This is a genomic window from Paracoccus sp. M683 (assembly GCF_007096355.1).
Lineage (GTDB): Bacteria > Pseudomonadota > Alphaproteobacteria > Rhodobacterales > Rhodobacteraceae > Paracoccus.
In genome coordinates this window covers 78,804-103,643 of record NZ_VKDF01000001.1, presented here as the reverse complement: position 1 = coordinate 103,643, position 24,840 = coordinate 78,804, and the positions used below count along the sequence as shown (strand labels likewise).

Genomic DNA, 24,840 nt, shown 5'->3' with positions numbered 1-24,840 from the left:
CACAGAGATTTGCACGGGTCGAGACGTTTTGCAAGACAAATTGCAAAACGATATTTCCACTGCATGAATTTTTGCGGCTCTTGGCCGGGTGATCTGCGCAATCCTTGGCGCGATCATCAGAATGTCATTTCCCCCTTTGCCCGCAATGCATAAGAGGAAAGCATGGAAATCGTCGTCATCACGACAATCATTGCATCGCTGTTCCTGGTCATCGGCCTGGCAGAACCCTTGGCCATTCGCCTGCGCCTGCCCTTCAGCGTCGTTCTGGCGCTGATCGGGGTGATCATCGCGACCGGCGCGGGCTTTCTGTTGCAGACCGAGTTGACGGACGCTTTCAACGAACAGGCGGCGGCGATCCTGACGCTGCCGATCCGGTCCAACGTCTTTCTGTATATCTTCCTGCCGACGCTGATCTTTCAGGCCGTGATCGAGATGAACCTGCGGCGCATGGCCGATGACTGGGTGCCGATTCTGGTGCTGGCCGTCGTCGCCGTTCTGATCGCCACGTTTTTCGTGGGAACCGCGCTTAGCTGGACCGGCGCGATGCCCTTTGCGGCGGCCTTTCTGATCGGTTCGATCGTGTCGACCACCGATCCCTCGGCGGTTGTCGCGATCTTCCGGTCGCTGGCCGCGCCGCGCCGGCTGGCCCGCATCATCGAGGGCGAAAGCCTGCTGAACGACGCCGCCGCCATCGCGCTGTTCTCGCTGTTCATGGGTCTGGTGATGACTGGCGTGCCCGATCCGACCATCGGTTCGGCACTGATGCGGCTGCCGGTGCTGATGCTGGGGGGCGCGGTGGTCGGCTGGCTGGCAGGACGCCTGGCCGCCGCGATCATCGCCATGGTGGCGGAACATGAGTTGGCGGTGATCTCGATCTCGATCGCCTTGCCCTATCTGGCCTTCATCGCGGCCGAGGAAAGCGGCTATGCCTCGGGCGTGATCGCCGTGGTGGTCTCGGCGATGACGCTGAACATCCTCGGCCCCGGCCGCATGTCCCCGGCGATCTGGGCCAATCTGCGCCAGACCTGGTCGATCCTTGCCCATTGGGCGGGGGCGCTGATCTTTATCCTGGCGGCGCTGCTGATCCCGCGGCTGCTGGGCGATGCCGGGCTGGACGATCTGCTGCTGATCGGCGTGGTCATCCTTGCGGCCTTTCTTGCGCGGGCGGTGATCCTGTGGGGGGTGCTGCCGATCCTGCGGATCATTCGCCTGTCGCCCGAGGTGCAGCGGCCCTATCGCGTGGCGATCCTGTGGGGCGGCCTGCGTGGGGCGGTGACGCTGGCGCTGGCGTTGGCGGTGACCGAAAGCTTCCGCGTGCCGCCCGACATCAAGCGGCAGGTCGGCATTCTGGCCACCGGCTTTACCCTTTTCACGCTGTTCGTTCAGGGCACCACCCTGCGGCGGGTGATCTCTCGCCTTGGTCTCAGCAAGCTGTCGCCGCTGGATTCGGCCCTGTCCAATCAGGTGATCGCCGTGGCCTTGCAGCGCGTGCGCGAGGATATGGCCCAAACCGCCGAAAGCTATCGCCTGACCCGCGAGACCGTCCGGTCCGAGGCAAAGCGTTTCGCGCAGCGGCTGGACAAGGCCGTATCCCGCGCCGAGGAATCCGAGGCGATTCTGGATCGTGACCGCGTGACCCTGGGCCTGATCGCCATGGCCGGGGCCGAGCGGGAACTGATCCTGCGTGCCTTTCGCGAACGCCAGATCTCGGCCCGCATCCTGGAAACCGTGCTGACCGAGGCCGACCGCGTGATCGAGGGCGCGCGCGCCGGTGGCCGGCTTGGCTATGCCCGTGCGGCGCGGCGGATCTTGCGGCCCGGCCCCGGCTTTCGCATCGCCCTGATGCTGCACAACCGCCTTGGCCTTTCGCGCCGGCTGGAAAAGCTGACCGCCGACATGTTCGAGGTGCTGATCGCGCAGCGGCAGATCATTGCCGAACTGCATGGCTTCATCGACCGGCGGATCCGCCGCATCCATGGCCGTCGCGTGTCGGACCTGCTGCACGAGATGCTGGAACGCCGCATGGAAGAGATCGAACAGGCGTTGGAAGGGATGCGCCTGCAATTCCCGGATTTCGCCGAGGATCTGGAACGCCGCCTGATCCGCCGCACGGCGCTGCGGCTGGAGGAACGCGAATATGACTCGTTCTTCGAGGACGGGCTGATCGGGACCGAGCTGCACATGTCGCTGAACCAGACCATCGCCGGACGCCGCGCCAGTTCCGAGGCGCGCCCGCATCTGGACCTTGCCGTGCAGAAGCTGGAACTGGTGCGCCGGATGCCCGCCTTCGAGGGGCTGGACGATGCCACCCTGCGGCCGCTGTCACGGGCCCTGGTTACGCGCTATGCCGCGCCGGGGCAGGTGATCCAAAGCAAGGATGCCCATGAACGGGCGGTCTTTTTCATCTCGTCCGGCGCGGTCGAGGCCGAAACCGCCGGGGTGAAGCACCGCCTTGGGCGCGGCGAGATGTTCGGCCAGATCTTCCTGCTGATGAAGAACCCCCTGCGCACCGAGATCAAGGCAATCGCCCCCTCGACCCTGCTGAAACTGGACGAGGCCCGGTTCCGCAAGCTGCTGCGCCGCAGCCCCGCGCTGCGGCAGGTGGTGCGCGATGGCGCCATCAAGCGCGGCGTCGATCCCGACAGTCTGGATATCGGCGCCTGAGGTTATGCGCCTTGGCCAAGGGCTGTCCGCAGCACAGGGGCCAGCCGGTCCAGCGCATAGGGTATCGACAGGGGCGACATGAAGCTGAGCGCGCCGGTCAGTTCCGGGTCGGCCCAGACCGAGCGCCCCTCGCGCGCCAGCCGGGTCTGCTGATAGACGGGCATGTCCTGGATCCGCTGCGCGGTGTCGGGGTCGACCAGCCACAGCACCGCGTCCAGATCGAACAGGTCGATCCGTTCCGGGCTGACCGAGAACTGACCGTTCGGCTGCACCAGTGCGTCAAATTCCGGCGGCGTCTGAAGGCCCAGCTTTTTCAGCAGCAGATTGGCCCCGGCATCGCTGCGATAGCCGACAAAGTGATCATCGGTGTAAAAGCCGATGGTTGCCGATTTGCCGGCAAATTCGGGGTTCTCGGCGGCAAGCATAGCGATGCGCTGATCGACGGCGGCGATAGCGGCATCGGCCTGCGTCTCGGCGCCGGTTGCCTGGGCGATCAGGCGCAGCTCTGCCTGCCAGGGGGCGCTCCAGACCGGGAAACCTTCGGGCGGTCCGATCACCGGGGCAATGCCGGACAACAGCTGGTAATCCGACGCTGACAGGTTGAAGAAGGATGCGACGATCAGGTCGGGCTGCTGGGCATAGACCCATTCGATGTCGACCTCGAACCCGTTCTGCACCTCGGGCGTGGCATTCAGGGTCTGGCGCGTTTCCTCGGCCCAGATCCATGTGGCGAAGGGATGGCCGCCGAACCATTCGTGGACCCCCACCGGCGCAAGACCAAGCGCATACAGAAAATCCTGTTCGTGAAACCCGATCGAGACGATGCGTTGCGGTGCCGCCGCGATCGTCGAGGTGCCAAGCGCATGGGCCACCTCGCGCGGCCAGCCTGACGATGCCCGCAGGATGGACGGCATGGCAAGGCCGGTTCCGGTCAGGGTCAGGAAGAGGCGGCGATTAAGGGTGATGGGGGGCATGCGTCGTTCCTTGTTACATGGGCAGGACCAGCGGCGAGCCGTGCAGCGGATCCGCGATGACGCTGGTATGCAGCCCGAACACCCGTTCCAGCACCGCCGGGGTGATGACCTGCGCGGGCCGGCCCTGGGCAATGACCTCGCCCTGCCGCATGGCGATCAGGTGGTCGGCAAAGCGGGCGGCAAGCGAGATGTCGTGCAGCACCATGACAATGCTGCGCCCGTGGTCCCGGTTCAGGCGGCGCAGCAGCTTCAACAGGTCCAGCTGGTGCCGCAGATCGAGAAAGGTCGTCGGCTCGTCCAGCAGCAGCCAGTCGGTGTCCTGCGCCAGCGCCATGGCAATCCAGACACGCTGCCGCTGCCCGCCGGACAGGTCGCTGACGCGGGCCTCGCGCAGCTCGGATACAGTGGCGGCCTGCATTGCTCGCTGCACGGCATCCCGATCGGTCTGGCCGGGCGGGCGGAAGGGCCGCAGCCAGGGCGTGCGGCCGCGGCCGACCAACTCGCCCACGCGGATCCCCTCGGGCGCGATGGGCGATTGCGGCAGCAGCGTCAGGCGGCGGGCGATGGCATTGTTGCGCAGGGTGGCGGTATCGGTTCCGTCCAGCAGAACCTGCCCGGTCTCTGCCGGCACCAGCCGGCCCAGGCCCCGCAACAGGGTGGATTTGCCGCATCCGTTCGGCCCGATGATGGCGGTGACGGTCGCCGACGGCAGGCGCAGGCTCAGATCGCGAATGATCGCTTGCCCGCCATAGCCAAGGGTCAGATTGCGTGCCTCAAGGCTCATGCCGCCGTCCTTTCCGTATCGTCGCGCCACAGCAGCCAGATCAGCCAAGGCGCACCCATCAGACCGGTAAAGACCCCCGCCGGCAGCAGCGCCAGCGGCGCGCTGAGCGTTACCAGCAGATCGGCCAGCAGCATGATCAGCGCGCCGATCATCGCCGCCCCGATCAGGTCGGGACCGGTGCCATTGGCCAGCCGGCGGGCGATCGGCCCGGCCATCAGCCCGACAAAGCCCACCGGGCCGGTGACAGCGACCCCGGCTGCGATCAGCCCCGCCGCCAGCAGGATCAGCAAGGGCCGCGCGGCCTGAACGGGAATGCCAAGGCTGCGCGCCAGATCGTCGCCCAGTTCCATCCGGTCCAGCGGCCGTGCCGCAAGGGCTGTGGCGATCAGCAACAGCGGCAGGACCGCCCAGATCAGCCGCGCCTGCGGCCAGTGCCGCCCGTTCAGCGAGCCGGTCAGCCACAGCATCGCATCCCCGGCCAGGGTGTCGCTGGCCCGGCTGAGCAGCAGCCCGGTCAACGCCCCGGCGGTCAACGAGATGCCGATCCCGGTCAGGATCAGCCGGCTGGTCTCGGGCGCGCGCCCGGCCAGCAGCAGCAACACAAGGGTCGCGACGACCGCCCCGCCGGTGGCGCCGAATGTCACCGCAAGCCCGTTCGCCCCGGCCACCAGCATGGCGACTGCGCCAAGTGACGCCCCCGCCGTCACCCCCAGCATTTCCGGTGCCGCCAGCGGATTGCGAAACAGCGACTGGCTGATCGCCCCGGCCAGCCCAAAGGCCGCGCCCGCGCCAAGCGCCGTCAGCAGTCGGGGCAGGCGCAGGTCATGGACCAGAAACCAGGCCTTTGCCTCGGGGCCCTGCCGCAGCACCTGCGCCAGATCGCCGAAGCTGACCACGATGCGGCCAAGGCAAAGCGCGGCGAGAAAGGTCGCCATCAGCGCCGTGGCCAACAGCAGATACCGGCTCATCGTGCCACCCGTCCGATCAGCGCCAGAAAGGCCGGCCCCCCGATCAGGGCGAGGATGATTCCGGTCTGGATCTCGGCCGGGCGCGCGACGACCCTGCCGATGCTGTCGCAGATCAGCAGCAAGGCACCCCCCAGAGGGCAGGCGACGGCCAGCCCCGGCAGGATAGAAGGACCGACCAGCATCCGCGTCACATGCGGCACGATCAGCCCGACAAAGCCGATCGGGCCGGCCAGTGCCACGCTGCCCCCGGCCAGAAAGGCCACGGATACCAGCGCCAGCCCCGCCGTCATCTCGGAGCGCACGCCAAAGCTGCGGGCCGTGTCGGCGCCAAGCGCAAGCGCGTCAATCTGACGTGCCAGCAACACGGCGATGGCCAGCCCGGCCGCCACCAGCGGCCAAAGCCAGCCAAGCCGGTCAGCCTCGCCGCCACCAAGCGAGCCGATGGTCCAGAACCGGTAAAGGTTCCGGGTGTCCTGATCCAGAAGCACGATCGCTGAAACAAAGGCCAGACACAGCGCCGACACGGCCACGCCTGCCAGCGTCAGGCGCAGGATGCCCGCGCGGTCGGCAGCCCCATCGCCGCCAGACCCGCAACGCCCCAGCACGAAAACCGCGATTGCGGCCAGACCGGCGCCGCAGACGGCGGTGGCGGACAGCCGGAAGGGATGGCTCCATCCCAGCAGCCAGACGGCCAGCACGACGGCCAGCGCCGCCCCTGCGTTCACGCCGAGAATCCCCGGATCGGCAAGCGGATTGCGGGTGATCTGCTGCATCACCAGACCAGCCGCCGCCAGCGATGCGCCGGTGACAATGCCGGTCAGGCTGCGCGACAGCCGCATGTCGACGATGATCGCATCCGCCGGACCGGCCGCACCGGCGCCGAATGCCCAGGCCCATATCTGGGCCAGCGGCAGGGCGCGCGCGCCAAGCGCCAGCGAAACCATCGCCGCGGCGCAAAGCAGCGCGATTGCCAGAAGGATTGCAGGCCAGTGTCGGATTCCAGCACCCGTTTGCCGTTCAGGTCATCATCTGGCTGGCTGTATGGCTGGCCCGGCAGATGTATGCGGGGGGCTGTCGCCAGTCAAACGGAAAGCGGTCGCGGCGTGATCTGTTGACATTGCGCCGCTTGTCGCGAATAGACATCGCGATAAGGTTAAGCACCCAGGTTTCCCCCCAGGTATTCCGCCGACCGGTCCGCGCCGGTCTTGCCGTCGCAATACCCAGAGGGACCCTTTATGCGCCGCCATTCCCCGAACGCCGCAGCCTGTTGCGGGCTGATCCGTCTGTTCAGCCAGACGACCGCCCTGATGTCCTTGCCCCTGCTGCTGCTGCCGATGCAGGCCTTGGCACAAGAGGCACCGCAGGAAGAACCCCTGCTGCTTCCCGCCATCGTGCTGCAAGCCATCCCCTTCACCGGCGAGATCGACGGCTATCTTGCGCCCGGCACCGAAACCGGCGTGAAATCCGGTGTGCCACTGGAAGAGGTGCCGCAATCCATCTCGGTCGTGACCTCGACCGAGATGGAGCGGCGCGCCCCCGTGCAGGTCGAAGATGCGATCAAATACACGGTCGGGGTGAATGCCTCGACCTGGGGCACCGATGACCGGTTCGACCAGTTCTCGATCCGGGGCTTTGATCTGGGGTCGGGGGCGCTGTATCGCGACGGGCTGCCGCAGAAGGTGTTGGGTTTCACGGCGTTTTCATCCCATCCCTACATGCTGGAACGGGTGGATGTGCTGCGCGGGCCTGCCGGCGTGCTTTACGGGTCCAATGATGCGGGCGGCATGGTCAATCTTGTGACCAAGCGCCCGGTTTTCGAACGCAAGGCCGAGGCGCGTCTGGGTTATGGCAGCCATGGCACGGCCGAGCTGGGCTTTGACTATGGCAATGTGCTGGATGCGAACAACACGCTGGCGGGCCGCATCACCGGCCTTTGGCGCGACGGCGCGACCGAGATCGACAATTCCGAGGATGACCGCGCCTTTCTGGCCGGAGGCCTGACCTGGGCGCCAAGCGATTACACGTCGCTGACGTTGCTGGCGCATGTGCAGAAGGATGCGCGCAGTCCGAACAACTTCTTCCCGATCGCCGGCGAGGATTACGACACCGCCTGGGGCACGCTGCCCGATGATTTCGCCTATCGGGCCTCGCCCTATAACGATTTCCAGACCGAACAGCGTTCAGTCGGGCTGGAGTTGACGCATCAGTTTTCACCCGATCTGATCCTGAACTCGCGCATGCGCTATGCCGATCAGGACACGGATTACCACCATCTTTACCGCGATGGCGCCAGTGCGGCCGGGATCAGCTATACCGCGTTCCGGCAGGACGAATCCGCGAAAACCTTTGGCGCGGATCTGAACCTTGAATGGCGGCGGGCCTTTGGCGCGGCGGAAAACAGCCTGACCGTGGGCATGGATTATCAGCATTCGCGGGTCGATGCGGATCAGTATTATCAATTCGCTGCCTATACGATCAGCTTTGCCGATCCGGTTTTCGATTTCCCCGTCACCGACCCGGCCCTGTCTGGCCGCAGCCGCACGACCTATACAGAAAAGGGCATCTATCTTCAGAACCATCTGAAGCTGGGGCAGGGCACGACGATCACCGCCGGCCTGCGGCGCAGCTGGCTGGAAAACCGGGCCGAGGATCTGCTGGCTGGCACCCAAAGCCGGCGCAAGGACGCCGCGACTACGGGCATGATCGGGCTGACCCATGCCCTCGGGAACGGCCTGACGCCCTATATCAACTATTCCCAGGGCTTCATTCAGAATGCCGGGATCACCATCGACGGCGACCCGCTGGACCCGTCGCGCAACAAGCAGCTAGAGGCGGGGCTGCGCTATCTGGCGCCCTCGGGCGACCTGATGCTGAGTGCCGCCGTCTTTGACCTGCGCAAAACCAATGTCGAAGATTACTATTTCGACGAGGCCGGCAATATCGACTATGTCCATTCGACCCAGGTGGGCGAGATCCGGTCACGCGGGATCGAGCTGGAGGCGCGGGGCCGCCTGACCGGCGAATTGCAGGGCGTGCTGGGCTATACCTTTCTGGACAGCGAGATCACCGAATCCGCCGATCCGGCCAAGCTGGGCAAGGATAACGTGATGTCGCCGCGCAATCAGGTCTCGGTCTGGCTGGATTGGGATGCGGCGCGTTTCGTGCCGGGCCTGACGGTCGGCGGTGGTGTGCGTTATCAGTCGGAATCCTATTCGACGCAGTATAACGGCCGGGTGACGCCCTCGCATACCACGGCGGATCTGGCGATCCGGTATGAGCGTGATCAATATGCGCTGGACCTGGGTGTCACCAATCTGTTCGACCGGGAATATTATGGTGTCTGCTATGACGGGGTCGGCTGCGCCTCTGGTGAGGGGCGCAAGATCAACCTGACGCTCAGCAGCAATTTCTAGGGCGATATGGCGGTCTGTGACATGGCGCGGGGCGTCGCCGATTGTGGCGGCACCCGCTGGTTCGATCTGGCGGACAGCGCGACGGGCGCGGTCCGCCGCGTGTTCCTGTGGCTGCCCCCCGGCGATCCGCCCGACAAGGGCTGGCCCGCGCTGTGGATGCTGGATGGCAATGCGGTGATCGGCACCGCCGTCGATGCGATGCGTGCGCAGGCCTTCTGGCCCGAGGGCACGAATATCGGCTGGGGTGCGCTGATCGCCATCGGCTATCCCACCGCGGATGCCTATGACCCGTTCAGGCGCAGCTGGGATCTTGGTCCGCCACCGGGCCAGGCCTATCCGCCCTTCCACCAGGGCGGGCCCGAGGTTCGCACCGGCGGCGGCGCGGAAATGGCGCGGTTCCTGCTACAGGATGTCAGGGCCTTCCTGTCCGCTCAGGTCGCGCTGGACCCTGACCGGCAATCGCTGTTCGGCCATTCCTTTGGCGGGTTGTTCGCGCTGTGGCTGCTGTTTACCCGTCCCGAGGCCTTCCGCACATGGATCGCCGCCAGCCCCGCAATCACATGGGAGGACAGCTTTCTGCTGGGCCATCTGGAGGGATTCGACCCTGCCGGCCGCGATCTTTCCGTGCATCTGTCGGCTGGCGAATGGGAAGGGGATCAACTTGCGCCCTTTCAGCGCAACCGCGCCGAGGCCGCCCGGCGGCTGGAACAGAAAAAGCAGACCCGCACCGTCCAGGCGGCGCGTCAGATGGCCGCGCGGCTATCCGATATGGGCCTTCGCGCCGAATTTCAGCTTTACGCGGACGAGACCCATATGTCGGTGCTGCCCACGGCAGTCAATCGCGCGATCCGCTGTGCCTTTTCGCTGAATTAAAGCATCGGCGGCTGCGGGGATGATCGCGCCTTGATCGGGGCGGGGCTTCCAAAATGCGGCGCTTCAGGCTAGCTACGTCGCTTGCGATGCCCGGACCAGACCGGCGGGCGGTGCGATTGTGGCGGACAGGTATGGAACGCATGGAAAAGTCGGTGTCTTGTGACGCATCGCGCCTTAGCGTGGCGCCGATGATGGACTGGACGGATCGTCACTGTCGGGTTTTTCACCGGAGGATGTCACGCCGTGCGCTGCTTTATACCGAAATGGTGACGGCCCCGGCGGTGATTCATGGCGAGCGGGCGCGGTTGCTGGATTACGACGCGGCGGAACATCCCCTTGCGCTGCAACTGGGCGGGTCCGACGCGGATGAATTGCGCGCGGCCACGCGGATCGCGGCGGATTGGGGTTATGACGAAATCAACCTGAACGTCGGCTGCCCCAGTGATCGGGTGCAATCGGGATGTTTCGGGGCCGTGCTGATGAAAACCCCCGATCTGGTGGCCGAATGCGTGGCGGCGATGATCGCGGAAAGCCCGGTCGAGGTGACGGTGAAATGCCGCATCGGCGTGGATGAACAGGATCCCCATGAGGTGCTGCCCGCGTTTCTTGAAAAGATGCAGGGCGCCGGCGTCAGGCGCATCGCGATCCACGCCCGCAAGGCGTGGTTGCAGGGGTTAAGCCCCAAGGACAACCGCGAAATCCCGCCGCTGGACTATCCGCTGGTCCATGCGATGAAGGCGCAGTTTCCGGCGCTGCATCTGTCGATCAATGGCGGCATCGAGACATTGGAGCAGGTGCGAGATCACCTTGCGGTCATGGATGGCGCGATGCTGGGCCGGGCGGCCTATCACCGGCCCTGGGACGTGCTGGGGCAGGCGGACCGGCTGTGGGGCGATACGCCGCCGCTGGACGGTCCGGTTGATGCGGCGCTGGCGATGCGGCCCTATATCGCCCGTCATCTGGCGGCCGGCGGCCGGCTGCATCAGATCACCCGGCATATGCTGGGGCTGTTCCACGGCCTGCCGGGCGCGCGCAACTGGCGTCGGGTTCTGTCCGAGGGCGCCTCGCGCGGGGGGATCGAGGTGTTCGATGCCGCGCTGGCCCAGATCACCGCGCCGTCGGAACCGGTCGAGCCAGCCTGACCGGCGTGAAAGGCGCGCCGTATCCGCCTAGTGCGGGCCGCAAAGCGACCGCCGATAGGCGTGATCGACAACATAGCGCTCGCCCTGCAACACCAGCTGGCGCCTGGCGATGGCTTCGCTGACATAGGCGATCTCTTTCGCGATGCGGTCATCGTTATCGACCCTTTGCCGCACGATCATATAGGGCTGGCCGCGTGGCCCGATGATCAGCGTGGCGCCGCCGCGATGGCGCACGAATCCCTTGTCATCGACCGGCATATCGCGATCCTGCGTCACCTCGGCGATGATCGAAAAGTCGATGAAGCCATCGCGCCCGACCCGCAGCGTCGGCCTGATCGAGGTGACCATCGGCGCCGATACCCGGCCGGCACCACCAATCTGCCCCGGATCGCGCAGGCCCAGTTCATGCGCAAGGCGGCGGTCATCGTCGATGGCCAGCGCAAGGGCGCGGGCCTGCCGGCGCACTTCTGCGGCGTTGAGCGGCAGGACGGGCGATACGTCAAAGCGCAGATCCGACAGCGCCAGCCCGACGATCGGGGCGGTGGGCAGGTCCGGGCGGTTCCATTCCAGTTGCCGTTCCGAGACCACGTCGATATCCTCGGGATAGATGCCGCGACGGCGGAAGGCGTCGATCAGTTCTTCGCGATAGCCATGGCGATCCTCGCGGATCAGCAGGCGGTCGGCGGTGATCATCGCCCGCAGATAGTCGGAAAACCGGATCGAGGCAGGCGGGCAGTAATCCAGCGCCCGGATGCAGATCTCAAGGAAATGGCCGGCGGTGGCGGCGGCGATCGTCTGGACCTGCTCGATCAGATAGCGGTCGACGGCGCTGCCTTCGGGCGCGGCCAGATCCAGCAACGGCTTGATACGCCGGTGCAGTGACCGCAGAAACGCCTCGAACACGGCAGATGACAACAGCCCGCCGCGCGCGTGGGGGCTGATGGTCGCGTCCTCATAGCGCGGCAGATCGGCCGTATCGCCATCGCCGCCCAGCACCGTCCAGCCGATATCCAGCGTGCGCAGGCCCGATTTGCGCACCAGCCGGCCCAGTTGCGGCGCAAGGCTTCGCAGAAAATCGTTCTTCAGAAAGCTAAGCCGGGATTCGCGCAGCAGATAGGGCAGATAGCTTTGCCTTTCGAACCGGGACAGCAGCGCGACGGTATCGGCCACGGCCTCGTGAAAGGCAAAGACATCGGGATGAACGGGCAGGTCGTAATCGGGGCGCAGCCCGTCGATCAGGGCATGGGTGACCTCATGCGCGATCACATCGCTGGACAGGGCGGTAAAGCGGATCAGCCTTGCATCGGCGCGGCTGCTGTCCGGGCCGGCGCGGTCAAATCCAAAGCCGATCTCGGCGCGGCTGCGGTCGTAATAGGCGTTCAGCGCCTGTTGGGCAAAGGGCAGCAGGCGCAGCGGCGGGCTGACCCCGTCGCCCCAGAAGGCCCAGGCAACGGGCCGGCCAAGCGCGCGGCGAAACAGCTCGTATGTGGCCATGGCGGTGAAATAGACATTGCGGCAATGGGTTTCGGGATCGCCCTGGTCAAAGCCGAAATCGTCGCCGTGCCGCCGATCCAGATCGGGATAGCTGCGGCGGATCATCGTTGTGCAATCGGTCGCATCGACCTGAAACAGCTTGCCTGAGGGGCCGGGGGACAGTTCCTCATGCGGGATGTCGATCCATGACAGCGCGCCGTCGCAGGCGCGGATGGCGCTGTCGACGGTATAGACCTGACCACGCCGCAGCCTGTGGGGCTGGTTGCCCAGCAGGTCATAGCAGGTCGCGGTCACGCCGGCCTCGCGGGTGATCTGATCGGACAGCCGACAGCGGGGAACGCCGCTCATCCGTCACACCCCGGCCAGGGGAAAGGGCCGGTTCAGCCGCGACGGGTCGCAGAACACGCCCGAGGTCTGCCCGCTGCCCGGCATCAGATCGTTGATCCGCAGGCAAAAGCTGGCATTGGTCAGCGCCGTGGCCGGCTGCGCCAGCAGCTGACTGACGGCGCGGGTAAAGACGCCCTGCACGGGGTCGCCGTTCTCGATGGCCTTCTGGGTCGCGGCAGCGGCGCTGAACAGCACATGATTGGCCCCATCATATGGCCCGCCACGGGACGCGGCTTCCATCGGTGCCGTCAGCGGACGATTTCGCGCCACCCGGTTGCCAAGCCGCAGGACGCCCATGCTGCGCGGCGTGCCTGGCAGGTCCAGCTTCGTGGCCGTGCCCGAAAAGCAGCTGTCCAGAAAGACATAGCAATCGGCCTGCGGATGCAGCCCTTGCAGGATGGCGTGGATGTCGTCGTCGATGATGGTATGGGCCAGTTGCCCGGTCAGGCCCTCGCTGGCATTCGAGGCGATGATGGCCTGGTCAAAGCCGGTCGTCTCAAAATCGTCCTCGGTGCCGAGAATCGTCTCGATCTTCATGCCATGGCCCGAGAAATGCCAGACCAGCGTGTCGCCCGCGCCGCTTTGCGCGACGAAATCGCGCAGCGCGGCAATGATCTGGTCGCGACCTGTCAATTCGGGCTGTGCCAGCTGTGTCACGTCAAAGCCGCGCGCATGCAAGAGGTCGCGCCAGGTGTCGGAATCGCGGACGCAGCCAGCCAGACGGGCCATCTGCGCATAATCGTTGATGCCGATGGTCAGCGCCCTGCGCGCGGGCTGACGGGCGGATGCGGGTGCCGCAGGGCTTGCCGGCCCCGTTGCTGTGCCGGTGGGCGTGTTGGGCATGGCGGCCACGGGTGCCGCCGCCGGCGTGGGCGTTGCGGCCAGGTTCAGATACAGCCGCACCTCTTCGGGCAGATCCAGCCGCAGCGGGTCCGCGCCGCCGGATCGCTGGCCGGCCAGATCGGCGGGGAAGGGGGTGATGCGGCCCTCGTCGGCCTCGCCCCGGATCAGCGCCATGACCGACCACATCGTTTGCTGATCCGTGTCAAAGCCGCCATGCATCACCGCGCCCGAGGCCAGCCGCCGGGGTGTCCCCTCAGGGGTGGGCGAGAACACCATGGCCTTGCGCGTCTCGCCATCGCACCAACGGCACATCAGGGCGATCAGCTGCCGGTCGGCCAGCAGATCCTTTTGCAGGCCGCTGATCGGTTCACCGAAATGGTCCTCGAACCCCCGGCTGACCAGATAGAGCAGCGATTTTCCGTAAACCCCGGCAACGGTATCGGCACGCTCGGCCGTATCCTGCATCGCATAGATGCGGATTTTCAGTTTCTTGCTGCCATAAGCGGCCAGATAGTCGCGATACAGGCTGTTCGTGGCGGCCGGGGCCAGCATCTGAAAGCTGGCGGGCACAAGACCCTCGTCCTTCAGCCGCCCAAGGAAGGGCAGCAGGACGATGGCACCGGCGCTGTGGCCGATCAGGTCGATGGGCGGGGCCGCCGAGCCGGCAAAGGCGCCCTTCAGCCGGCGTGCCAGCAACGTCAGCCCGTGTTGCAGCCCATCGGCCGAACACATCATCGCGCTGCGCTTCATCACGTCCCAGACCGGCTGGCCGGTGGCGTGAACCAGCCGCTCGATCGCGGCATCGCGGGCCTCGCCCCACCACTGGCGCCCATCGCGCCCGCCGTCGCCGCCCAGCAACTCTCGGATCAGTTGCAGGATCGTCGTGGCAGCATCGCTCTCCCAGATGCAGAAGACCGGATAAACGTCGTTGTCCAGCCACCATTGCGCAGTTTGCCGGGCATGGGCCAGGGCCTGCGCCTCGGCCACCAGGCCGCCATGGGCATAGATCGCCAGCCGCCGGCCGGCGCGCGCGCCGATCCACAGCTTCGCGGCCTCGGCAATGGCTTTGACATCCGAAGCCGAGGTGTGTAGCGGGCCGCGCGCCGAAAGCTGGCCAAAGCGCATATTGATGACATGCAGCTTCAGGTCGACGGCCTGCGCAGGCGGCCGGGTGCCATCGCCGCGTGCCTGCCGCCGGTCCAGTTCAGTGGCCGAGCCGGGTTTGCTGATGGTGCCGAACCAGCGCAGAAGGTCATCGACGACATCACCCGCCCGCCGGACCTGATGCGGCGCCTGGTCCTTTGCCGCCACGCGGCTGGCCAGCAGGTCGGCATAGGCGGCCTCGACCGCGTCACGATCGAACAGGCTGGTCAGTTCGTCGGGCCAGTCGCCCTCGTGCCGGCCCGGCAAGGGCGGCTGGCCGGCGGGAGCCCCGACCCCGTCCTGCAAGCCCAGCAGCACCCGCGCCAGGCTGTCGCGAATGGTGTCGCCATCGGCGGGATCGGCCGGGCAGATCGCAACGCGCACCCTGGCAACACCCCGATCCGCGTCGTCGCGCCCGCCAAGATAGCGCAGCACCGCCACCCACCCCGAGGGCAGCACCAGCAGATGCGGCAGTTCATCGTCCCGGCCGAAAACAGCGCGCTTCTGTTCGGCGATGATTTCCGCTGCCGCGCCTTCACCGTCCAGCTTCCGTGCCAGTTCGGCAAACCCGCCGATCCGATCAAGCGGCTGACCCGGCTCGATCTGGGCCAGCACGTCGTCAGCGGTGGTATAGGCATTGATCCGGGCGAAGAATGCCTCGATCTCGGGCAGGCTGCGCAGAATGCGATATTCGTCGGGCTGCGGCATGGATGTGAACCTTCGCAGAGGGATACCCTTTGTCAGACAATATGCATCATTGATAATCGTAAATCAAAAATAAATAATGATTAGCTGCATGGGGTTTGGGGAATATCGCGCCGTTGACGATTGTTGACGGACGCGGAAGGTAATGCTATTTTTGTTATAAATATCGCATTCTTCTCTGGGGGCTAGGTCATGGCCAGAGTTAAGGTTTTCGCGACTTTTATTGCATTTTTTCTGATAGTTGTGGCGACAGGCGCACAGGCTCAGGAAAATGCGGATTTCTGCTTGGATGATCTGGCGGATTTCGCAGAGCTGGCTGAAACAGATTCAAATATATCGCCGGAAGATATACGAAACAGGCGGCTGATTTGCGCCGATGTGGCAGCGATTGATCAGATGCTGGTCTATAATCGTTTCGGCTCGCATAATCCGTTCGGAATGATCTTTGCGTTGACCCGCGATCTGATTCCGGCATCCGAGGGGCCGCAAGACTGTGCCGAAGACAAGGGAATGCATGCCCGCCGCAGCGATCTGCCGGCGGGTGAGGTGCGGCTAAGCGATTGCAAGCGCCCCCGGCCCCTGACGCTGCGGGCGAATGTCGGTGATGTGCTGCATGTGCGGGTGCGCAACCTGCTGCGCATATCCGCAGCCGATGGTCGGCCCGACTATTCGCAGACCTTCTGCCGCCAGGCTGGCGAGCCAGCCGATACATGGCGCGCGCGGCTGCGGGCGCTGGTATCCGAAGGCTCGGTTTCCGCCGATGCGCTTCCGGGTGGCGAGGGGGCCGTTCTTTCCGATGCGGGCGGGGCCGACAAGCTGGTTGCCGCCATGTGCGCGGCCGGGTCCGATCAGCAGTCGGCCGAGCTGGTGACGGGCGATACCCCGACCGATTGGCCCCGCACGCGCGCGATTTCCTTTGTCATCGACGGCTTGCGGCCGCTGCGCGACCCGCAGACCGGGCAGATCGACCCGGTTTGTCTGGGCCTGGGGGCGCTGACACCGGGACAGGAGGTTGCCGATTGCTACTGGCATGCTGAACGCGAGGGGCCGTATTTCATCAACTCCACCGCAGCTTCGGCCGGGGGCGAAGGCGATGGCGGATCACTGACGCATGGGTTGTTCGGCAGCCTCGCGGTGGAACCGCAAAAACCCGATGCCGCGCCGACGCAATGGTATCTCAGCCAGACATCGAAGGCGGGGTTCGATGCCGCATGGACACCTAATGACGACACGGCGCAGCCCCATGACCGGCTGGCCATGCTGAACTATGAGGCGCAGGCCGATGTCGGGGGCGAGACGCTGCCGGTGCTGAACATCCTGAAGGATCTGGGCAATGGGCGGCAAGAGATCGTCCATAACGCGCTGAACGCCGTGATACGGCCTGCGGGCGGGCAGGCGTTTCGCGAATTTACCGTCGTTTTCCATGACGAGCTGAAAACCTTCTATACCCGCAATTTCGAGGAACTGGGGCGCTTTACCCAATTCGAGGGCGTTCGCGACGGTTTCGCCATCAATTATGGCGCCAGCGGTCTGGGGGCGATGATCCTGGCCAATCGCAAGGGCATCGGTCCGGCGGCCGATTGCATGGAATGCCTGTATGAAGAGTTCTTTCTGGAAAGCTGGGCCAATGGCGACCCCGCCTTGCTAGAGGAATATCTGGACGATCCCTCGAACGTTCACCATTCCTATCTGAACGATCCGATCGTGTTTCGGAACTACCATGCCGGGCCGAAGGAAACCCATGTTTTCCACCTGCATGCGCATCAGTGGTTTGGCGGCAATGACGATGCGCGCGGGGCCTATCTGGATTCGCAGACAGTGGCGCCGCGGCAGGGCTTTACCTATCGCATCTATCACGGCGGCCAGCGCGATTTCCGCCCCGGTGCTGCCACCGCCGATCCGGGCTGGTGGCAGACGCTTGGTTCGGGAAACCGCAACCGTACGGTGGGCGATTCGATCTTTCATTGCCATCTTTACCCCCATTTCGCCCAAGGCATGTGGGAGTTGTGGCGCGTTCATGACGTTCTGGAAGATGGCTCGCGCAAGCTGCCGGACGGGCAGGCCGAACCGGGGCTGTCGACGGAACTTCTGGCGCGCGAAAGCGATGGCACCTTGCTGCCGATCATGGCGCGTCAGGGATCGGTCGACGCGAATGGCGGCTATGTCGCCGATGCGCAGGGCACGCCGGTTCCAGCCGTGATCCCGTTGCCCGATATGGCGGCGCCCCTGCTGCCGACCTATAGCAGCGGCGATGGCGAACCCGAGGTCGCCACTGACCAGGCCGTGCCGGGCTATCCCTTCTTTGTTGCCGGTCAGCCCGGCCACCGGGCGCCGCAGGCACCGCTGGATATCGCGACCGAAGGTGCGACGGCGGATGATCCGGGGGCGCTGTTAGCCGGCGCCTTGCCGCGCCACCGGGTTCAGGCGGATACGACCCGCGAAACGGGTGTCACATTCGATCTTGGCGATCTGGCGCTGGATGTGGGCACGGACGAGGACCGGCGCCGGCAGATCGAGGACGGTTTATACCGCGCGACGGCCAAGATGCTGGCCATGGGCGATTTCACCGCCCATCTGGCCGAAGCGAGTATCGACCTTCTCGATCAGAATGGCGAGCCGCTGGAACAGGCGGCGATGGGCTTTCATCATAACGGGCAGGTCGATGGCCGGGGGCTGAAGCTGCGCGATGCCCATGGTCAGCCGACCAGCTATGACCCGCAGGCCGGCGGTTACCTCAGCCGGGCGGCGAATGTGCCGCAGGATGGGGCGCAACTGGCCTTCCCGGTCAATGGCGCGCCGCCCAAGCCGGGCGCACCCTTCGCCGATCCCTGCGGCGCGCCGGACAGTTTCGCCGGGCGCGACCCGTCCGAGCCCTCGGGTGGTTTGCGGTCCCTGTCGGAAATGCTGATGCGACCTGATCCCTTCGCGCCTTACCTGGCCGATTTCGTCACCGATCCTGCGGTTTCGGGTTTCCGTCGCTATGCCGCCTCGGCGGTGCAGGCAGATATCGTGACGAACAAGGCGGGGTGGCACGATCCGCAAGGCCGGTTGAACGTGCTGACAACCGAGTCCGACCGCTACAAGACGCTTGGCCCGACCGCGCGGGAAGAGCCGTTCTTTTTCCGCGCCTATTCCGGCGAATGCATCGAGTTTCGCCATACGAACGAACTGCCCAAGGATCTGGAACTGGATGATTTTCAGGTCAAGACGCCGACCGACACGATCGGCCAGCATATCCATCTGGTGAAATTCGACGTGACCTCGGCCGATGGCTCGGGCAACGGCTTCAATTACGAGGATGGCACCTTCGCCGCCGATGAACTGGCCTCGCGCCTCTGTGCATGGGGCAAATCGGGCAATGCCGAGGCCGCGACCCTGCTGGGCGATCTGGCCGGCAAGGTGCGGGCCGCGTTGCAGGCGCGTGATGCTGCCGGTGCCGAGCCATTGCCGGAACTGGCCGAAGGGACCAGTTTCTGCGACTGGCCCGTCGTGGCCGAACATCGGCTGTGGCAGCTGAAGCGCGGCAAGTTTCCCTTTCTGTTCCAGACCACGGTGCAGCGCTGGTTTGCCGATCCGATCCTGTCGATCGAGAATGGCGATCCTGATGGCGAAAAGGCCGATCGCACCATGCGCACTGTCTTTACCCATGATCATTTCGGTCCATCCTCGATCCAGCAGCATGGCTTCTATTCGGCGCTGGTGATCGAGCCGAAGGGCAAGACGGTCTGCCCCGGTCGCACGTCAGATGGCGATCAATGCATGGAAATGGCGGGCAGCGACGGTCTGGCCATTGGCGGCCCGGGCGGTGTGGGCACGCATAAGATCGTGACGGCTGGCGATGACCCGGAACTGCACCCCGACTATCGCGAATTCGCGCTGGCGGTTGCGGATTTCGCCCTGCTTTACGACCCCACGGACAGCAGCCGCGACGATCTGATCGCCGCGGCCGGCACCATGCCCGATGGCACGGAACTGGCTGGACCCTTGGCCGACCACGCCACGCCCAAGGGTCTGGCCACGTTGGTCTGCGAGGCGCAGCACCGCGACAGCGCGGCGGGAACGACGGCTGATTCCCCGCTGGAACTGTTGTGTGGCAGCCATGTCGAGCGCGCGCTGATCGCGGGGAACCCGACCCTGATCGAAGGGCTGAACGTGCCGCCCGCGCTGGTGGCCCGTGCCCTTATTGATCCGGCGGATGTGCAGGGGTTGCGCCGTCATTTCGCCTTTGTCCGTTATCGCGCCGGGCATGGCGAGGGTTTTGCCCGCCCGGTGAACGCGCCTGCGCGGCCCGAATCCATCTCGGTCGATCATCACGATCCCTATCTGGTGAACTATCGTGGCGAGCCTGTGCCGCTGCGCATCGGCGAGACCGGCGACAGCGCCGCCGAGGCGGAAGAACCCGAGGAACCCGAGGAACCAGAGGAACCAGAGGAAGCAGAGGCCCAGGAAAAGCCACGGAATGACGCGGCGCTGCCGCCGACAAAGATTGGATTTACCCTTGAGCAGGCAGACGAAACGGTGGGCGCAGACCCTGATGCAGGCCAAGCTTCGGGCATGGCTAGCGCGCGCAAGTCGGCTTTTGATTGCTATGCCGGTCTGGACGATGGCGTTCTTGCCCAGTTCCGCCGGCGCGATCCGGGCGCGGTTGGCTTGGCCGGCGATCTGGCCGCGCCGGGGGGCAAGCAGCATTTCGATGCGGCTTTCGAACAGCGCATGGCTGATGCGGCGGCGGTTCTGGATTGTTCGATCAACAGCCAATCGCCCGATCCGCGCGGTAATCTGGGCCATGTCTTCCGGTCCGAGCTGTTCGGTGACGAGTTGCAACCCGACAGCGCCAGACCTGCCGAACCCGCGCCTGCCGGGCTGGACGATGCTGGCCGTCAGGCGGCGGCGGGCCTGCTGCGCAACCGCGATCATGGCGATCCGGCCACGCCGCTGTTGGAAACCTATTCGGACGAGCGCGTTCAGATCCGCCTGATCCAGGGCGCGCAAGAGGTTCAGCACACCTTCAACATCGAGGGCCTGCAATGGCGCCGGCAGATCGACCAGAAATACCCCTCGAACTCGGCGGTGCTGGACAGCGACCTGCCGGGCGAAACCTGGTGGCAGGCCTGCCACCGCGAGGGGCGCAAGGGCCTGGCCCGCGAACATGACCGGTGGCGCGAGGGGATGCTGCCCGACCCGATGTCGCCGCTTTGGGCCGATCATACGCGGATGGTGGCCAGCTGCGACAATCTGGAGGGCTTTGTTGCCGCGCAAGAGGTGGGGATTTCCGAACATTTCGAAATACCCGCCGCGCCCAGCAAATATGCCGTGCAGTACCGCCAGGGCGAGATTTCGGCTTCGCCCGCGCCGGGAACGTTGGAACGCACGGCCAGCCTGGATTATCTGTTCCATTTCGGTTCGCAGGACGCGATCTGGAACGGCGCTTGGGGGTTGATGCGGGTCTATGAATCCGCCAACGCTCGTGACGAGACGCGGCGGTTGGAACAGGCGGGCACCGCGCCTGACTGCGAAACCGATGACGCGGTAGCGGCAGAAAACTGCCCCGTCAAACTGGCGCTGAAGCCCCTTGATGCGGCCCGGATCGCCCAGCCCTTGCCCCGTAGCAGCGAGATCATGGCAGGGCGCGGCATGGAGTGCCCGGCCGATGCGCCGCTGATCGAGGCCTATGCCATTGCCATGCCCCTGCCGGGCGGGCAGCAATATGCGTCATGGCAGGATGGCTTCGGCGATCCCAATGCGATGGCGCTGATCCATGTGCCGAAATCGCTGGTTGCGCCATGGCTGACGGGCGGCGTGCCGGGCGATCAGATCGCCGGCCTGCAAAGCGCGGCCATGGCCTATTTCCACGATGAGCCCATGGTGATCCGTGCCAATGCCGGTGACTGCCTGAAGCTGTCGGTGGTGAATGCGCTGGTGTCGCAGCAACCGGATCTGGACCGCTGTGATCGCGGCAGCACCGATCAGCAAGGGCAACTGGCCGATTGTCTGGGCGATGCCGCCATGCCCCGGATCGTTTCGCTGAATGTCGAACCGAATTGGGAACAGATCGGCGGGGACGAGTCCGGTCCGGGCGAGTTCCGCCAGACCGACCGCATCGACATTCGCCCGTCGGCCCGGATCGCGATCACCGCGCCCGTTTCGATGCTGACGCGGGGCGGCGACGCGAACCTGCCCTTTGGCGTGAACCAGACCACGTCCGAGCCGGTGGGTTCGGTCCAGGTCTCGGATTACTATCTGGGGCTGCTGCGCGTGGACTGGCAGCTTGTGGATGCCTTGATGGACAGCGCGCCTTTCCTTGCCGAGGGGGCTGTGCCGACCGGCCTTGAACCCAACATCAGCAATGCCGTCCAGCAATGCGCCGCCCGCAATCTGATCGGTGATGGCCTGCCCGAATATGCGCTGGAATCGCGGGCCGAGGCGCAGGCCATTCTGCGCGGAGAGGATCCCGAATACTATGTCCTGACCGAGGTGCCCGTGCGTGGTGCCGCCGCCCCGGCCGCGCGTGCCAATCAGGTCGGCTGGTTCCCCATTGCGCTGCTTGGCCAGACCTATTGGGGCTTTGTGCAGCAAAAGACGCGCCCAACGCGCCCGCTTGGTGCCGAAACGCTGGAAAACGTGGCGCAGATGACCGTGGATTGCGCTGCCGCGCTGATGTCGGTCAAGGGCGTGGCCCAGCAATCCGGGCTTCCGGCCTCGTTCCCGCAGGAACAGGCTGCGCCGGTCAGCGCTATCCCCTATGCCTTTGGCGCGGTGCCGCTGAAGCCGGTTTCCGACCTGTTCAACCAGTTGACCCATGGCCTGTTCGGCGCGCTGATCGTCGAACCCGCCGGGGCCAGCTATCCAGGCCGGCCGAACGGTTCGGGTGAATATGCGCCGCGCCGGGTCGGTGTTCTGGGAAATGCCCATCACGGGCGCGGACATAATACGGTGATCGGATTCCCCGATGCCTCGGGTCAGCCACGGGCGGTCCGCGAATTTGTGCTGTTCTATCAGGACGGAATGAACCTGTGGGACGAGGGCAGCGGCAATCAATGGTGGCCGATCGACGCGGGGCCGGGCGATGCCGCGCTGCCGATCATGCGCGACTGTATCGTCTGCGACGACAGCTATGACCTTGGCGAAAAGGCGGTCAGCTATCTGGCGCCGGCCTATCACCGCAGACTGCGTCAGGCGCAGGGCGTCACGGCCGAGGCGAACAGCGACCTGAATGCCTATGCCTTCGATCCCGATTTCTATGCCCAGAAGGATTCGCTGTCCTCGAACTCGCTGCGGCTTTGGGCGCGGCCGGGGGATGAGGTGATCGTGCGCGTCGTCCATCCCGGCGGTCGGGCGCGGCAGCGGGCATTCGTGACCGTCGGCAATGACTATGACGACCTGTTCCCCGGTTTCGGCTTTCCACATGCCGGCCTGCTGGCGCCGGGCAAGTCGATCGCGGCGTCGTTCTCGGCGCCGGTGCGGTCGGGCTGCTATATGTGGTCGGACGGGCCGCGCATGATGGATGCGTCAGGTGCCTGGGGCTTGCTGGATGTGCTGACGGCCGAGGGGGCGACATCATGCGGCTTTCTCGACTGATCCTCCGACCGCTGGTCGCGATTGCCCTGCTGGCTTTGGGCGCGGCGGCGGTGCTGCCGCAGCAGGTGCCCGATCCGGGTTTCGGCGGCGGGGTCCAGGTGCGACTGACGCTGAGCGATATCGCCGGCACGCCCATCACCCAGCCCATGGCGGGCCAGCCCTTTCAGGTGGATGTCCGGCTGGATGATCCCGCCGGCGCAGGCCCGGTCCGCGATGAGCATCTTAGCGGCTGGATCCGCCCCGTCGCGGCGTCGAACAGCCAATGCGCCGATGCGGCCCGGTCCTATTTCGTGACCGGGCGCGACCTGCCGCGTGGCAGCACGGATCTGGATCGCTCGCTGTTCGGGGTCCGCCATCAGGACGGCACCATTTCGGTTCTGGATTGGGAACAGTCCATCGCATCGGCCAATATCATGGCCATGGTTCCGCTGCCCGATGCGCGCGGCCCGCTGGTCGGGCAGGCCGATGCGTTTTCCTTTGTCGCGCAGACTGGCGATGGCGGTCGCATCCGCGTGCCCGCCGCCATTGGCAGCCAGCCCGAGGCCTTGTCGCCCATGCCCGGCAAAGGCCCGGTGCTGACCAGCGCAAATGGCTGGATGGCGCGCGGCGCGGTGTTGCAGCCGCCGTCCGAACGGGACTCGATCAGCCTGCCGGCCCCGGTTCTGGCGCTGGCACCGGGTTTCGCCGATCCTGACGAGGGGCGCCATGATGGCGTGCTGGCGCTGCTGCGTGGCGGAATCGCGGTTCTGGCGCAGGATGATGGCCGCACCCTGCCGCCGGTGACAGGGCCGGGCGATGCAGTGGCCGCCGCCCATGCGATACAGGCCGATGCGGTTCTGTTCGTGAATGGCAGCGATCACCTGACGGTGGTGTTTGGCGGCGCGCACAGCGTCTCGGCACCGCTGGCCGTGCCGGCCTCGCGGATAACCGCTTCCCCCGACGGAGATTTCGCAATTGCCTGGTCGCCGGATTCGCCGGGCTTCTCGGTCGTGGATATCGCCACCGACTCGGTCGTGCAGGCGGGCGCATTGAACCGCGCGCCGCTGGACCAGAACCTGCGCGAGGTCGCATTTGCCAGGGATATGGCGGTGCTTTTGCTGGACCGGCTGGATATGGCGCTGGTGGTCGATCTGCCTCAGGTCCGCATGGGCGAGCCTGTGGCGATCCGGCCTGTGCGGATCGGGCCGCCTGTGGGTGATCTGCCCGCCGGCGCCGGCCCCTTCCTGATCGAGACCCGCCGGGGCCATGAAGGCGGCATGGTGCTGGTACTGCATCCCGATCTGTCCACGGCTTTCCCGGTGATGCGCGACAGTGCCGGCAATGCCACCGCGCCGATGAACGGCTTTCGCATCGCCGGTGGCCGGCCATTGTCGCTGGCTGAACTTGCCGGCGGTCTGCGCGAGACCGAGCCGGGGCGCTATCGCGCAGCCACCGTTCTTGGCCATGGCGGGACGTATGAACTGGTCGTGTCGGGCGGGGTCGGCCGCTTCACCGCCTGCGCCCGGTTTCAGGTCGAGGGCGACGAGAAGCCGGGCCTGACATTGCAGTTGCTGGCAGGCGCGACGAGGAATGCAGGGCAGGCGATGACGCTTGATCTGCGGCTTGTCGACCCAGAGGGCGTGGCACAGCTGTGGCCGGGTGAATTGCCGGTGCTGTTGCAATCGCTGGATGGCGGCTGGCGTGATCGGGTTCTGGCACAGCCTGCCGGCGCCAATGGCCACCGCGCGCAGGTGGCGGGCATGCCGGCCGGTCAGGTCAGCGTCAGTTTTGACATGGCGCTGCCCGCCGGGATCACGGTGATGCCCTCGACTATCGAGGTATCGCGATGAAACCGATGGCTGCCCTGCTTTCTGTCACAATGTGTTGGGGCGC

At 65.7% G+C, this 24,840-nt stretch carries 12 protein-coding genes; 6 read left to right on the top strand and 6 right to left on the bottom strand.

Annotated elements, in window-relative coordinates:
- Window positions 1-162: 162 nt before the first annotated feature.
- Window positions 163-2,664: a cation:proton antiporter gene (locus tag FNJ84_RS00445; protein WP_143790951.1), complete on the top strand. Its 2,502-nt coding sequence runs from the start codon at window positions 163-165 to the stop codon at window positions 2,662-2,664.
- A 2-nt stretch (window positions 2,665-2,666) separates the two neighbouring features.
- Here FNJ84_RS00445 and FNJ84_RS00440 read toward each other — a convergent pair whose 3' ends face one another.
- Genes FNJ84_RS00440 through FNJ84_RS00425 form a run of 4 tightly spaced genes read right to left on the bottom strand, consistent with a single transcriptional unit; the run spans window position 2,667 to window position 6,352 of the window.
- Window positions 2,667-3,638: an ABC transporter substrate-binding protein gene (locus FNJ84_RS00440; protein ID WP_143790950.1), complete on the bottom strand. Its 972-nt coding sequence runs from the start codon at window positions 3,636-3,638 to the stop codon at window positions 2,667-2,669.
- Window positions 3,639-3,651: 13 nt separating this feature from the next.
- On the bottom strand, window positions 3,652-4,422 hold the full coding sequence (locus tag FNJ84_RS00435; RefSeq protein ID WP_143790949.1) for an ABC transporter ATP-binding protein: 771 nt from the start codon (window positions 4,420-4,422) through the stop codon (window positions 3,652-3,654).
- The gene (locus FNJ84_RS00430; protein ID WP_143790948.1) at window positions 4,419-5,390 is read right to left on the bottom strand and encodes an iron chelate uptake ABC transporter family permease subunit; all 972 of its coding nucleotides are present in this window, start codon (window positions 5,388-5,390) and stop codon (window positions 4,419-4,421) included. The genes FNJ84_RS00435 and FNJ84_RS00430 overlap by 4 nt, the downstream gene beginning before the upstream one ends.
- Window positions 5,387-6,352 (bottom strand): iron ABC transporter permease, encoded by a 966-nt coding sequence (locus FNJ84_RS00425; RefSeq protein WP_255471016.1) that lies wholly within the window; start codon window positions 6,350-6,352, stop codon window positions 5,387-5,389. Before FNJ84_RS00425 ends, FNJ84_RS00430 begins: the two co-directional genes overlap by 4 nt.
- Before the next feature lie 273 nt (window positions 6,353-6,625).
- On the opposite strand from FNJ84_RS00425, the gene FNJ84_RS00420 reads away from it, so the two are divergent.
- The 3 genes from FNJ84_RS00420 (at window position 6,626) to dusA (ending at window position 10,818) form a co-directional block, all read left to right on the top strand.
- Window positions 6,626-8,803, top strand: coding sequence for a TonB-dependent siderophore receptor (locus tag FNJ84_RS00420; RefSeq protein ID WP_143790946.1), 2,178 nt, complete (start codon window positions 6,626-6,628; stop codon window positions 8,801-8,803).
- 6 nt (window positions 8,804-8,809) lie between these two features.
- Window positions 8,810-9,676 carry an alpha/beta hydrolase gene (locus FNJ84_RS00415; RefSeq protein WP_143790945.1) on the top strand — a complete coding sequence of 289 codons (867 nt, stop codon included), beginning with the start codon at window positions 8,810-8,812 and terminating at the stop codon, window positions 9,674-9,676.
- Window positions 9,677-9,807: 131 nt separating this feature from the next.
- Window positions 9,808-10,818, top strand: coding sequence for a tRNA dihydrouridine(20/20a) synthase DusA (gene dusA, locus FNJ84_RS00410; RefSeq protein ID WP_370454548.1), 1,011 nt, complete (start codon window positions 9,808-9,810; stop codon window positions 10,816-10,818).
- A gap of 27 nt (window positions 10,819-10,845) precedes the next feature.
- Here dusA and FNJ84_RS00405 read toward each other — a convergent pair whose 3' ends face one another.
- On the bottom strand, window positions 10,846-12,660 hold the full coding sequence (locus tag FNJ84_RS00405) for a hypothetical protein (protein WP_143790943.1): 1,815 nt from the start codon (window positions 12,658-12,660) through the stop codon (window positions 10,846-10,848).
- Window positions 12,661-12,663: 3 nt separating this feature from the next.
- Window positions 12,664-15,393 (bottom strand): caspase family protein, encoded by a 2,730-nt coding sequence (locus tag FNJ84_RS00400; protein ID WP_143790942.1) that lies wholly within the window; start codon window positions 15,391-15,393, stop codon window positions 12,664-12,666.
- A 393-nt stretch (window positions 15,394-15,786) separates the two neighbouring features.
- On the opposite strand from FNJ84_RS00400, the gene FNJ84_RS21885 reads away from it, so the two are divergent.
- Both FNJ84_RS21885 and FNJ84_RS00390 read left to right on the top strand, forming a co-directional pair.
- Window positions 15,787-22,968, top strand: coding sequence for a hypothetical protein (locus tag FNJ84_RS21885; RefSeq protein ID WP_185968375.1), 7,182 nt, complete (start codon window positions 15,787-15,789; stop codon window positions 22,966-22,968).
- Entirely contained in the window at window positions 22,950-24,797 is a 1,848-nt protein-coding gene (locus FNJ84_RS00390; protein WP_143790941.1) for a hypothetical protein, read from the top strand. Before FNJ84_RS21885 ends, FNJ84_RS00390 begins: the two co-directional genes overlap by 19 nt.
- Window positions 24,798-24,840 lie beyond the last annotated feature (43 nt).

What these genes read in the sequence shown, in the direction of transcription:
- FNJ84_RS00430 (WP_143790948.1), bottom strand. Translation starts at nt 5,390, where the DNA reads ATGAGCCGGTATCTGCTGTTGGCCACGGCGCTGATGGCGACCTTTCTC.
- FNJ84_RS00435 (WP_143790949.1), bottom strand. Translation starts at nt 4,422, where the DNA reads ATGAGCCTTGAGGCACGCAATCTGACCCTTGGCTATGGCGGGCAAGCG.
- dusA (WP_370454548.1), top strand. Translation starts at nt 9,808, where the DNA reads ATGGAACGCATGGAAAAGTCGGTGTCTTGTGACGCATCGCGCCTTAGC.
- FNJ84_RS00390 (WP_143790941.1), top strand. Translation starts at nt 22,950, where the DNA reads ATGCGGCTTTCTCGACTGATCCTCCGACCGCTGGTCGCGATTGCCCTG.
- FNJ84_RS00420 (WP_143790946.1), top strand. Translation starts at nt 6,626, where the DNA reads ATGCGCCGCCATTCCCCGAACGCCGCAGCCTGTTGCGGGCTGATCCGT.
- FNJ84_RS00440 (WP_143790950.1), bottom strand. Translation starts at nt 3,638, where the DNA reads ATGCCCCCCATCACCCTTAATCGCCGCCTCTTCCTGACCCTGACCGGA.
- FNJ84_RS00400 (WP_143790942.1), bottom strand. Translation starts at nt 15,393, where the DNA reads ATGCCGCAGCCCGACGAATATCGCATTCTGCGCAGCCTGCCCGAGATC.
- FNJ84_RS00445 (WP_143790951.1), top strand. Translation starts at nt 163, where the DNA reads ATGGAAATCGTCGTCATCACGACAATCATTGCATCGCTGTTCCTGGTC.
- FNJ84_RS00405 (WP_143790943.1), bottom strand. Translation starts at nt 12,660, where the DNA reads ATGAGCGGCGTTCCCCGCTGTCGGCTGTCCGATCAGATCACCCGCGAG.
- FNJ84_RS21885 (WP_185968375.1), top strand. Translation starts at nt 15,787, where the DNA reads ATGCTGGTCTATAATCGTTTCGGCTCGCATAATCCGTTCGGAATGATC.
- FNJ84_RS00415 (WP_143790945.1), top strand. Translation starts at nt 8,810, where the DNA reads ATGGCGGTCTGTGACATGGCGCGGGGCGTCGCCGATTGTGGCGGCACC.